The 12,143-nt window shown below is 69.7% G+C and carries 10 protein-coding genes; 4 read left to right on the forward strand and 6 right to left on the reverse strand.

Features of this window, described 5'->3' with window-relative positions; genetic code table 11:
- Nucleotides 1–323: 323 nt before the first annotated feature.
- Entirely contained in the window at nucleotides 324–1,022 is a 699-nt protein-coding gene (locus ABZ319_RS10760; protein ID WP_354986139.1) for a hypothetical protein, read from the forward strand.
- A 93-nt stretch (nucleotides 1,023–1,115) separates the two neighbouring features.
- Here the strand turns inward: ABZ319_RS10760 and ABZ319_RS10765 are convergent, their stop codons facing one another.
- Complete coding sequence (locus tag ABZ319_RS10765) at nucleotides 1,116–1,613, reverse strand: MarR family transcriptional regulator (RefSeq protein WP_354986240.1); 498 nt, start codon at nucleotides 1,611–1,613, stop codon at nucleotides 1,116–1,118.
- Nucleotides 1,614–1,680: 67 nt separating this feature from the next.
- Between ABZ319_RS10765 and ABZ319_RS10770 the strand changes: the two genes are divergently transcribed.
- Nucleotides 1,681–3,789 (forward strand): MMPL family transporter, encoded by a 2,109-nt coding sequence (locus ABZ319_RS10770; RefSeq protein WP_354986140.1) that lies wholly within the window; start codon nucleotides 1,681–1,683, stop codon nucleotides 3,787–3,789.
- A 163-nt stretch (nucleotides 3,790–3,952) separates the two neighbouring features.
- Nucleotides 3,953–5,065, forward strand: coding sequence for an FAD-dependent oxidoreductase (locus tag ABZ319_RS10775; RefSeq protein ID WP_354986141.1), 1,113 nt, complete (start codon nucleotides 3,953–3,955; stop codon nucleotides 5,063–5,065).
- On the opposite strand, the gene ABZ319_RS10780 is transcribed toward ABZ319_RS10775, so the two are convergent.
- From ABZ319_RS10780 to ABZ319_RS10800, 5 genes are all read right to left on the reverse strand, one after another.
- Nucleotides 5,053–5,421, reverse strand: a complete 369-nt coding sequence (locus ABZ319_RS10780) for a hypothetical protein (protein ID WP_354986142.1) — start codon at nucleotides 5,419–5,421, stop codon at nucleotides 5,053–5,055. The genes ABZ319_RS10775 and ABZ319_RS10780 overlap by 13 nt on opposite strands.
- Before the next feature lie 325 nt (nucleotides 5,422–5,746).
- The gene (locus ABZ319_RS10785) at nucleotides 5,747–7,345 is read right to left on the reverse strand and encodes an FAD-dependent oxidoreductase (RefSeq protein ID WP_354986143.1); all 1,599 of its coding nucleotides are present in this window, start codon (nucleotides 7,343–7,345) and stop codon (nucleotides 5,747–5,749) included.
- Between the two features lie 132 nt (nucleotides 7,346–7,477).
- Nucleotides 7,478–8,809 carry an FAD-dependent oxidoreductase gene (locus ABZ319_RS10790; RefSeq protein ID WP_354986144.1) on the reverse strand — a complete coding sequence of 444 codons (1,332 nt, stop codon included), beginning with the start codon at nucleotides 8,807–8,809 and terminating at the stop codon, nucleotides 7,478–7,480.
- Nucleotides 8,810–8,956: 147 nt separating this feature from the next.
- A complete protein-coding gene (locus ABZ319_RS10795) occupies nucleotides 8,957–9,580 on the reverse strand; it encodes a TetR family transcriptional regulator (protein ID WP_354986145.1) in 624 nt (207 codons plus the stop codon).
- 182 nt (nucleotides 9,581–9,762) lie between these two features.
- On the reverse strand, nucleotides 9,763–11,004 hold the full coding sequence (locus ABZ319_RS10800; RefSeq protein ID WP_354986146.1) for a heparan-alpha-glucosaminide N-acetyltransferase domain-containing protein: 1,242 nt from the start codon (nucleotides 11,002–11,004) through the stop codon (nucleotides 9,763–9,765).
- Between the two features lie 390 nt (nucleotides 11,005–11,394).
- Here ABZ319_RS10800 and ABZ319_RS10805 point away from each other — a divergent pair, with 390 nt between their 5' ends.
- Nucleotides 11,395–11,970 (forward strand): TerD family protein, encoded by a 576-nt coding sequence (locus ABZ319_RS10805; RefSeq protein WP_354986147.1) that lies wholly within the window; start codon nucleotides 11,395–11,397, stop codon nucleotides 11,968–11,970.
- Nucleotides 11,971–12,143: the final 173 nt, after the last annotated feature.

The raw sequence follows: 12,143 nt of genomic DNA on the forward strand, positions 1-12,143 counted from the left end.
GTGCCCCCCGCCCCCCCCGCGTGCCCCTCCTCTCCGGTTGACCGGCCCCCCAACCCCCCCAACACCCACGCTTAGCCCCCCCCCCGCCCACCCCCCCCAAGCCGGGGCCGGAGCGCTCGTGTGTCCGCACCTGGGACCGGAATATATTGCCGTGGTGGACATTGCGCGCGACGGGGATATCCGCGGCTGCTCACGGTTAACCCATCGCCATCAATTAGCGCTGTGAGCCAACGCAATTCGGCGGATTCGGCCGCAGCCCCGGAACTGCGCGTCTGTTATCTTCAGTCGACATCGAGATCGACAGAGGAATAGGGCAGTACACGATGACGCTCACCGGGGGATCAACCGAACCCGATATCCAGAACAAGAAGACCACCGTCGGTCGTCGCGTACCCGCCGCACCCGCGCCCTCCTCCTCGCGCGGGCCGTGGATCGCCGGGGTCGCCGCGCTGGCCTTGGTGGTCATCGGCGTCGGCGTCGCGGTGGCAACCGGCACGAGTTCGGATTCGGACAAGAGCCCGGTGCTCAGCAAGACCTTCCTCGCGGTCGACAAGGAATGCGAACTGGTCACCAAGGCGATGCTGGACGTCTACGTGCCCGGGGCCAGCTGCGCCTCGCAGGCGTTCAGCGGTATGAACAACAAGGACGGGGTCAGCACCTATGCCCCCTCCTGGGCGGTCGAATCCGCGACGCGCCCGCCGACCCAGATCGAACTCGGGCTCACCCTGACCCCGGCCGCGGAGAAGCTCTTCACCGACAGCTATGACGACGCCGTCCGCAGTTTCGAAGCCAGTCATCACGACCCGCAGATCGGTGAGATCACCCTGCCGCAGTTCGACAAGGCGTATCTGATGTCGGGCTCGTACGCCTACGCGGTGATCCCGCAGTCGGATGCGCGCGTCGCGGCCCGCAAGGGCAATGCCGTGGTGATTCTGACCTTCAAGGGGTTCGGTAGCATCGACGACTCCGTCGGTGCGGTGAAAGCCATTGCCGCGGACATCATCACGCACCTTCCCAGCTGATTCCCCGCGCACCGCAGCCCTCCGTCATCGCGCGACGGAGGGCTGTTTCGTGTCCGGATACCTCGGCGACGCGGTGGCCGGGCGCTGCGGCGGCTACTCGCCGACCTCGTCGAGGTGCTCGTGCAGGGCCGCGGTGATCGCGGTGAGCACGCGGTGGGCGGTGTGCAACTCGGCGTCGGAGAACTCGGTCATGGCGGCGCGGTTGCGATGGCCCAGGGGCAGGAAGAAGTCCTCGGCGGCGGCCCGCCCGGGCGCGTCGTGGTAGAGCAGGACCCGCCGGCGATCGTTTGGGTCCGTGGCGCGGCGCAGGTGGCCGGATTCGATCATCCGCTCCACGAGATAGGTCATGGCGGCCGAGGACATGCCCATGAGCTTGCCCAGTTGCCCCGAGGTGAGCGGGCGGCCGGCGAACTCGGCGGTGGCGATATGAAGCAGCGCGCGGAAGTCATTGGCGCGCAGATTGTTCGACCGGGCGAACACGTGCCCGAGCTGCTCGGACACCGCTGTCAGGGCGCGCAGATCCGCGCCGATCTCGGTTTCGAGCACAAAGCGCTGCCGAGTGGCCTCCGCGTCGGCGCCGTCGTTCTCGATCACCGCAACAGCCTAGCCCGCTAATCTCTCATTTGCTTAATAATTAAATACATGAAAGATTTTCCGGGTGAGCTTCTGGAATCGGTACGCAAGTCTGGTCAGCCACCGGAGGTCGTGGCTGCTGCTGGTCGCCCTGTTTCTGCTGGCCGGAGCGCTGATCGGCGGAATAGGCAAGAACGACGCCGCCGGGCAGGCCCCGCGCTCGGTGCCCGATTCGGCGCAGTCCGCGCGCATCACCGAGATCCTGAAACAGTTCCCGGACGCGGACCGGTCGGTGGCCATCGCGGTGGTCACCCGCACCGATGACGCGCCGCTGACCGAGGCCGATCTCACCGCGGCCCGCGCCGTCGTCGAGCGCGCCACCCGGGCCGCGGGCGGTACCCCCGACCCCGCGGTCCCCCTGCAGACCGCACCAGGCGGGCAGGCCGCGATCGGGCAGGTGCCCGTCTCGGGCGCCCTCGACGGCTCCGCGCTCACCGAACACATCACCGAGGTCCGCGAGGCCGCGCGCCGGGATCTGCCCGCGGACCTGACGGTCGAGATCACCGGCGGGCCCGCGTTCGCCGGTGACATCGCCGACGCCTTCGCGGGCGCCGACGTCACCCTGCTGGCGGTCACCGCCATAGTCGTTGCGGCACTGCTGATCCTGACCTACCGCTCGCCGGTGCTGTGGCTGATCCCGCTGGTGATCATCGGCCTGGCGGACCGGGTCGTGGTCAGCGTGGGCACGGGCCTGTCCCAGCTGACCGGGCTCTCCTTCGACGGATCGACCTCCGGCATCACCAGCGTGCTGGTCTTCGGCGCGGGCACCAACTACGCGCTGCTGCTCATCTCCCGCTATCGCGACGAGTTGCACCGCACGCCCGATCACCGCCGTGCGCTGTGGCACGCGGTGCGCCGGGCCGGGCCTGCCATTCTGGCCAGCAATCTGACCGTGGTCCTGGCTCTGCTGGTCCTGCTGCTCGCCTCCGTGCCCAGCACCCGCAGTCTCGGACTCTTCGCCGCGACCGGACTGCTGGTGGCCCTGTTGTTCGTGCTGCTCGGCCTGCCCGCCGCGCTGGCGCTGTGCGGTCGAAACGTCTTCTGGCCCTACGTTCCGCGCCCCGACGACCGCGACCGTGTCGAAGAGGGAATCTGGCATCGGGTCGCGACCCGGGTGGTGGCGAAGCCGGTGCCCATCGCCGCGGCCACCCTGGCGCTGCTGAGCGTGTGCACCCTGGGACTGTTCACCGTCGACGTCGGCCTGTCCCAGACCGAGCAGTTCCGCACCCGCACCGAGTCGGTCAGCGGATTCGACACCCTCGCACAGTATTTCCCGTCCGGTGCGGCCGACCCGACCCAGGTCGTCGCGCGGACCTCGGCCGCACCGGCGGTCGGCGAACTGCTCGCCGGGACGCCCGGGGTGGTGCGCGCGGCCGCGACCGGAACATCGGAGTCCGGCTGGTCCCGCTGGACCGTGCTCATCTCCGGCGCACCCGGTTCGCACGACGCCTTCGACACCGTGCAGGCCCTGCGCGATCGCGTGGGAGCGGTGCCCGGGGCCGATGCCCTGGTGGGCGGAAACGACGCGCGCGCACTGGATTCCAGCGATGCCGCCGCGCGCGATCGGATGGTGATCATCCCGCTGATCCTGCTCGTCGTCTGCGTGGTGCTGCTCGGTCTGCTGCGCGCGGTGCCCGCGGCGCTGCTGCTGGTCGCGGTCACCGTGCTCGGCGCGCTGGCCGCGCTGGGCCTGGGCAGCTGGGTGAGCGTGCACCTGTTCGGATTCCCGGCCATGGACACCGCCGTACCGCTGTTCGCGTTCCTGTTCCTGGTCGCCCTGGGCGTGGACTACACGATCTTCCTGGTCACCCGGGCGCGCGAGGAGACCCCCGAGTACGGCACCCGGCACGGCATGGTGCGCGCGGTGTCCTCCACCGGCGCGGTCATCACCAGCGCGGGTCTGGTCCTGGCCGCGGTGTTCTGTGTCCTGGGTGTACTGCCGCTGATCACGCTGACCCAGCTCGGCATCGTGGTGGGCATCGGCATTCTGCTCGACACCTTCGTGGTCCGCACGGTGGTCATTCCGGCCCTGTTCGCGCTGATCGGCTCTCGCGTCTGGTGGCCGAGCCCGCTGGCGGCCGAGTCCACCGGAAAGGAAGCCGCGCACGATGATTCGGTCGCGGTGAGCGGCTGACCGGCAAGGCTCCCGGTTCGGGGGAGTGCTCGGCCCGGATGCGACCGGGACCCGGGGCGGCCTCCCGCTCCGGGGCCGGTGACACGCAGAACCCCACGAACTAGAACGCGTTGCAGTACGGTCGGCGAATGGGTACGACCGAACCGCGATCGGGGACGGCGGCGTGAGCCGGCCGCGCGTCGTGATCGCCGGGCTGGGCGACACCGGCCTCCTCACCGCGATCCACCTCGCGAAACATGTGGACGTGGTGGGTATTTCGAGCAAGCCCGGCCTGGTCAGCGGGCAGGAGCTCGGCCTGCGACTGGCGCGCCCGCGCGAGTGGGCGCGCGACTACCGGGTGTCCTTCGACCGCTACCGCCGGCTGGACGGGGTGCGGATCGTGCACGGGACGGTGTCCGGCGTGGATTTCGGCGCACGCCGCCTCGAGCTCACCGATTCCGCCGGAGCCGCGCGGTCGGAGTCGTACGACGCGCTGGTGATCTCGACCGGGGTGAGTAACGGCTTCTGGCGCACACCCGGCCTGCAGACCGACGACGAGGTCGAGGCCGGGATCACCGCCGCGCACGAACGGCTCGCGGCCGCGGACTCGGTGCTGGTGCTCGGTGGCGGCGCGGCGGCGGTCAGTAGCGCGCTGAACGCGGCGACCGCCTGGCCGGGCAAGCGCGTGGATCTGTACTTCCCCGGCGAACACGCACTGCCGCAGCATCATCGCCGGGTCTGGCGCACCCTGCGCGGACGGCTCGAGCGCCTCGGCGTCGGCCTGCACCCGCACCACCGTGCGCGGGTCCCCGAGGGATTCGGCTGCGACGAGATCACCACCGGCCCGGTCGAGTGGAGCACCGGCCAGCCCGCGAGCGCCGCGGACGCCGTGCTCTGGACCATCGGGCGGGTCCGGCCGAACACGGACTGGCTGCCCGGCAAGGTGCTGGACGACGGCGGTTTCGTCGCGGTTGACGACTATCTGCGGGTTCCCGACGCCCCCGGGGTCTTCGCGATCGGCGATGTCGCCGCCACCGATCCGCTGCGCAACTCGGCGCGCAGCCGGGCGGACGGCCTACTGGCGCACAACATTCGGGCCGAATTGACGGGTGGATCGTTGAAACCGTTCGTTCCGGCGGCCCGGCGCTGGGGATCGGTGGTCGGGCCGCAGCGCAACGTGCTCGAGATCTTCGACCCGGCCGGCCGGGGCTACCCGATTCCCGCCTGGTCCGCGCTACAGCCGTTCATCGTGTGGCGCGGGATCTACGGCGGGGTTCGGAAACCTCACTCCCGGTAGACCCGCACGTACGCGTTCGTCACGCCGCCGACGCTCGCCGGCCCGAGGCAGGAGGACGCACCCTGTCCGGCCGGTCCGAACGACCCGCCCCAGCTGCCGCGGTACGGGCCGATGCCCATGAGCGGCCAGGCATTGGGAATACCGGCCAGCCCCCAGCACTCGACGACCACCGTGTACTCGCGCCCGGGCGGCGCGTCGACATCGCTGCAGGTCGCCGAGGCGCTGATGAGATCTCGTGTGATGACGCAGTCTTCCGGCGCGGCCTGCGCCGTTCCGGAACCGAAGACCGCGGCGAGTCCGAGAACCGGAACCGCGGCGGCCGTGACTCGTGCGGCAGCGACCATGCGCTCCTTCATTCGAAATCCTCCCAAAAGGCCGTGCGGCCATCGTTTACGGATACCGAGCTGATCGAGCCGGGGCACCGCTGTGCCCCCGAGTGCGCTGTCCACTCCAGGGTTTGATCGTCAACGCCGCGAGGAGTGTTGCACGGGACCGTCCGGCTGCGTGGGATCCGCGCTGGGCCAGGCAGCGCGGTGACGCCCCAGCGCGCTCCCCCTATCCGGGCCGAAGCCGCGGTTGGACGCCCGGCAGCGCGAATCGGCGAACCCCCTCGCCCCGGCAGTGTGTGAGGGGTGGCCGGAGCGCGACCGCGTGAATCCACCCCCCGGTGCCGGCATGGCGTCAGCCCAGGATCAGCGCCGCCGCGTGTTCGCCGATCATCATGGTGGACGCGTTGGTGTTGCCGCCGACGATGCTGGGCATGATCGAGGCGTCGGCCACCCGCAGGCTCTGGATGCCGCGCACGCGAAGCATCGGGTCCACGACCGCCCGCTCGTCCACGCCCATGCGGCAGGTGCCGACCGGGTGGTAGACGGTGGTGGCTCGATTGGGCACCTCGGCCGCCAGTTCGGCGCGGCCGGGATGCCGTGTGCCGGGCTCGATTTCGGCGTCCACCGCCGGGCCGATGGCCGGGGCCGCCATGATCTCGCGGGTCAGCTCCATCCCGTGCACCAGGGTGTCCAGGTCGCGTTGTTCGGCGAGATAGTTGGGGTCGATCGCCGGTGCGGCGGTGGGATCGGCGGAGGTCAGGCGCAGGGTGCCCCGGCTCTGCGGGTAGATCATCGTGACCATGACGGTGAGCGCGCGGCGCGGATCAGGGGTGTGCCGGACGGGCGCGTCCTGGTTCGGCCCGGGGTAGCTCCACGGCAGCACGTGCAATTGCAGGTCCGGTGTGCCGGTGGAGTACGGGGTGCGCAGGAACGCCAGGACCTCGAAGACGCTGCGCGCCAGCCAGGTGCTGTTCTTGCGCAGCGTCTCCCGCATCAGGGCGCGGGCGAAGTAGCCCGCCGCCGATCGGTGCACGGCGCTGGGCATGGCGAAGCTCATCGGCACGAACAGGTGGTCGTGCAGGTTGTCGCCCACCGGGAGATCGGCGGCGACCTCGATGTCGAAGGCCCGCAGGTGATCGGCCGGTCCGATGCCCGAGAGCATGAGCAGTTGCGCGGAGCCGAAAGTGCCCGCGCTGACGATGATCTCGCGGTCGGCCCGCAGGGTCTGGGTGCCGTGCGCGGTGCGGTACTGCACCCCGGTGGCCCGGCCGTTCTCGATCACGATGCGGGTGACGTGGGTGTCCGCCAGCACCGTGAGGTTCTTCGGCCGCGAGTCGAGATATCCGACCGAGCTGCTGTATCGCAGGCCTTCGCTGTTGCTCTGCTGTAGCAGCGACACCCCGTCCTGTTCCGCGCCGTTGTAGTCGGGATTCAGTGCGACGCCGGTGGTTTCGGTCAGCGCCGACATGAACGAGGTCGAAGCGTCGGTCAGCTCGCGCTGGCGAATCACCTTGATCGGCCCGGCGTCGCCGCGGAATTCGCTGGCGCCGTCCTCGAAGGATTCGAACTTCTTGAAACTCGGCAGCACGTCCGCGTAGGACCAGCCGGTATTGCCCGCGGCCGCCCAATCGTCGAAATTGCGCTGATTGCCGCGTACGAACACCATGCCGTTGATCGAACTCGAGCCGCCCACGACCTTGCCGTGCGTCTGCGGGACCTTGCGGCCCAGCGCGTGTTTCTGCTCGACGGTGTAGTGCCCCCAGTCGATCGTCTTCTTCAGCTGCGGTACCGCGTGCATGGGGCCGATCAGGCCGGGCGTGCGCACCAGCCGGGTGTTGTCCCGGCGTCCCGCCTCGATGAGTGTGACGGCCGCGCCGGAGTCGGCCAGCCTGCGCGCGATAATGGCTCCGGCACTGCCGGAACCGATGACGATGTAGTCCGTAACCGACATGGTCGGCCCCTCTCCCCAGACGGTGTCGCCGCGAGTCACCGGCAAACTAGAACCTGTTGCCGAACGTACTCGAAAAGCGCCGCGCGGGAGTCCGATTCACCGTGACCCGTGAATTCGAATGGGGAGGGCGCGCTATCGCGAGGACAGCGCCCGCAATACTTCTGCGGCCGCGCGCGTTCCCGATTCGAGGGCGCCCTCGATATAACCCGGATGATCGCCCGCGGTTTCGGTGCCTGCCCAATGGATGTCACCGGTGGGCTCGGCCGTGACCGGCGGGAATCCGACGGTGGTTCCGGGCAGGGGGACCGCGAAGTAGCCGCCGCCGACGAATTCGTCTCGATGCCAGGACTTTTCGTGCCAGCTCACGGGTTCGAGCAGTTCGGGTCCGAGATGCAGCGCCAGCGGGCGCAGGACGGCGTCGCGGCGCGCTCGGTCATCCAGGTCGTCGAGCCGATGCGCTTCCGGGCCGGGGACCAGGATGCACAGGTGGCCGGGACCGCCCGGCGGGGTCGTGTCGAAAGCCGCCCGTCCGGGGGTGTCGAGCACCAGGAACTCCCCGCCCGGGCCGGTGCGCCAGAACGGCCGGTCGTACACCGCGATCGCCTTGTACACCGATCCCATGTAGGTGTTCCGGGCGAGGTCGGTGTGCGCGGCGGGCAGCGCGGGGTCGAAGTCGATGCGCTCGAGCATGGGCGGCGGCACGGTGACGATGGCCTTCTCGGCCCGAATCTCGCCGTGCGTCGTGCGCAGGAGCACACCGTCGCCGTCGGCGACGATCGATTCGACGCCGTGGCCCAGGCGAACTCGATCGCCGAGCTCCGCGGCCAGGGCATCGGCCAGCGAACCCATGCCCTCGACCAGCAGGGAGTCCTGTGCGCCACCTCGGGTGGACAGCATGGTCCGGAGTCCGCCCTGCGAGCGGATCATCCTGGCCATGGCGTCGACCGAGAACCGGTCGAGATCGGCCGTCCACGACGTCGTGGCGATCACCTCGAGCAGCCGCCGGATGGTGCGCCCGGGCACGTGGCGCAGCCACTCGGACACGGTGACGTCGTTCCGTTTGCGTGGTAACGCGGTGCGGGACAACGCTTCCAGTGCGACGAGGGCGGCCACGGCGCCGAGCATGGCGGGCCCGCCGACCGTGATTCGGCGTGCGCCCTCGACGATGACGGGCAGTCGCCCGGTGTGCATCGGGAACTTGGTGAGGCGGAGTTCGGCGGCCAGCGCGGTCACCCGGTGATGGTCGTGCCCGATCCACTGGCCGCCGAGGTCCACGCGCGATCCCAGCGCCGTGGTCTCGCTCATCGCGCGCCCGCCCGGCCGGTCGGCGGCCTCGAGCACGATCACCTCGACACCGTGGCGTCGAAGTTCGCGGGCGGCGCGCAGGCCCGCGAATCCGGCCCCGACCACCGCCACCGTCGTGCGGGGGATCGCGTCGTGCTCCTGTGCCGGCTGCTGCTGCATCGGGCGTCCCTTCGGTATCGCTGCTGTTCGGAAGGCCACGCTCGGAGGGTGAGGGCGACCGCTGGCGCTCTAAGTCGTACAACCGACCGACTTTTTTCAGTAAGCCACAACGGGCCGGTGAACGCAAGGGTCGCGGCGTTGCCGGTGTCAGTCGGCGGCGGCCGCGATCGGCCGCGGATCGGCGAAGCGAACGATCATGTCGACGGCGTGGTCGAGATCGCGCCGTGCGCGCTCGGGATCGGGGTTCGTCACGTACTGGATGATGAGCCCGTCCATCATCGCCAGGGACAGGCGGCCGAGGGTGTCGTAGTCGACCGCGCAGCGTTCGCCCGCCGCGGTCGCCGCGCGCTCGTAGGACTCGGCGATGAGCGCGGTGTAGCCCTGAAACTGGAGTCGCCCGAGCCCGCCGGCGCCGCCGTCGTCGCGCGCGGAATACATGGCCAGTTCGTACTGCATCACCTGCAGACCGATCTCGTTCTCGACCAGCGAGCTCCAGAAATTGTCCACGGCCTGCCGAATAGCTTGCGCCACACCGTGATCGGAGTCCACCCGGACGTGCAGCGCGGCGGCGACGTCGCGCTCGACGGCCGCGATGACCGCCCGCAGCAACTTGTCCTTGGACGGGAACACGTAGTGCATGGTGCCCAGGGGGAGTCCGGCTTCGGTGGCGACCGCCCGCAGGGTCGTGCCCGCCACGCCCACCGCGCCCAGGACCCGGATCGCCGCGGCGACGATCTGCTCTTCCCGCTCGGCGGCTTTGACGTAGGCCAACCCATTCCTCCTCTTCGGCCCCACGAGTCTCGCACGCCGCACCCGCCGGCCTCGCCCGCAACCCGCCCGTCCCGCCGGACTCCGGGGAGTGTTCGCGCCGGGCTGCGGAGTGATGAACTGCGGCCCGGCCGCCGCCGCGCCCGCGCCGGGGCCTGCACGACGCCGGGGAACGTCGAGGGTGCTCAGCGCGGATCGGCGGGTACGAGCGCGTCGGTGATGGCCATGGTGACCCGGTGCAGCAGCCATTCCGCCGGTCCGCGGCGGAACATGCTGCGCCACAGGGTCGCCAGGACCAGCGAGCCGATGACCAGCAGCGCCAGGAGCTGCCAGGACGGGCCGTGGATCGCGCCGGCCGGGGGAGTGTCGGCATCCAGCGGCACCAGCACCGCGACCGCGACAACCTGCACGATATAGAGGCTCAGCGCGCACGAGCCCGCGCAGATCAAGGGGTACAGGGGAATTCGGGCCGCGGGCAGTACCGCCGTCAGCGCGCCGATCACCAGGAACGCGATGCCGACGGACCCGAAGATCTCGAACGGGGTTCCGCTGTGGGCGTTGTCGATGGTGAGCCACCACCAGCTGTTGGTGCCGACGGTGCCCAGACCCGCCAGATCGATGATCACCGCCGGATCGATGTCGGTGACCCCGAGGCCGGTCAACAGATCCACCAGGTGGGCGCGCCCGCCGAACGGATGTTGCAGCAGCCAGGATCCGCCGTAGCCGATGAGCGCCAGCAGCGCGCCGATGCCCAGCAGCGGCAGGGCGCGGAGTTCCCGGATGCCCCAGCGGCCCAGCGCCATTCCGGCCAGCACGAACGGCATCCAGGTGATGGCCGGGTACGCGCCGGTGAACATCAGCATCGTGGCCGCCTCGCCGAGTCCGGACCACGAGGTGAGCATGTCGGCGCCGGGGTGACCGCCGACGGTGGACTGATCCAGGTGCTCGCGAATCAGGAACGACGCGATCGGCCCCGCGATCGCCCACCCCGCCGCGAGCACGGTCAGCGCTCGCGCGCCCAGACGCAGCAGCGGCAGCGCGAGCAGGAAGTAGAGCCCGTAGTACGTCAGGATGATCATGATCCCGATACCCGAGTGCAGTTGCGCCAGTGCGAGTCCCAGCGCCGCGATGAGCACCGCCCGCGCGGCGATGCGGACCAGGTCCCGCCGGCCCGCGCGCCCGGTACGCGGGGTGCGACCCCCGGACATCAGGGTCAGCGAGACCCCCGCCAGCACCGCGAACAACGCGGCCGACCGTCCCGCGAAAACCGAGAGCCAGCCGGAACCGAACACCTGCTCGGGCGGCCCGGTGTGCACCGCGAACATGCCCAGCACGGCGATGCCGCGTGCCGCGTCCAGTGCCAGCACCCGCGGCAGACCGGGTTGGGTGGCAGAGCGTTCCGATACGACCGTTCGCGCCGACGTCACAGCCCGGCCTCCTTCGCAGTTCCCGTACTTCAGTTATTGGCAGGCTAATTCAAAGGATTGAGGGAAAGACAACCGTCACGGTGTGATCTGGAAAAGATCAGCCTTCAGATGTACTCCTCAGCAAATGTCATGGGCCGCTGGTCTGACGGTCACCGCCGCATGCCGGGGGTGCGTACCCCGTACCCGCGCCCGGCCAACCATCCAGTGGCACGTGTTAGTGTGCGTTTGGCTTCGGGGGCCGCGCGGGGAACCACTTTCGCGTCCCGAATGTTGACGTTCTGACCCACTCGGGCAACGCGCCCCTCGCGGGCGCGGTTCCCGGTAGGTTCCGAAACGCGACGGCGGGCTCGGTAGAGCCCGCCGCACAACGATCGACAGGAGATGGTTGGCATGGGTGTGAGTTTGTCCAAGGGCGGCAACGTGTCGTTGACCAAGGCGGCGCCGGGCCTGACCGCGGTAGCGGTCGGCCTGGGCTGGGACCTGCGGACCACCACGGGAACCGATTTCGATCTCGATGCCAGTGCCATCGGTGTCGACGCGAGCAAGAAGGTCGTGTCCCCCGGGCACTTCGTCTTCTTCAACAACCTCAAGTCCCCCGAGGGCGCGATCGAGCACGCCGGTGACAACCGCACCGGTGAGGGCGAGGGCGACGACGAGGTCATCAACGTCGATCTCGCGACCACCCCGGCGAGCATCGAGTCCATCGTGTTCCCGGTCTCGATCTACGACGCCGTCTCGCGCAGCCAGAGCTTCGGCCAGGTCCGCAACGCCTACATTCGCGTCGTCGACCGGTCCAACGGCACCGAGCTGGCCCGCTACGACCTGAGCGAGGACGCCTCGACCGAGACCGCCATGGTCTTCGGCGAGCTGTACCGCAACGGCGCCGAGTGGAAGTTCCGCGCCATCGGCCAGGGCTACGCCTCGGGCCTCGAGGGCATCGCCCGCGACTTCGGCGTCGGGCTCTGAGACCCGAGTTCTGAAACCGGCCGGTGGCGAGCGCGTTCATCCCGCGTGGCGCTCGCCGCTCGGCCGGTGCGGAAATGGGGCGTGACAAGCGGTTTCATGTCCCGAACAGTTCGATCGTCCGTGTTAGCGTCGAATGCACCCGACAAAACGGACACCTCACAGAAGCGAGCAGA

The sequence above is a fragment of the Nocardia sp. NPDC005978 genome (assembly GCF_040614455.1).
GTDB lineage: Bacteria > Actinomycetota > Actinomycetes > Mycobacteriales > Mycobacteriaceae > Nocardia.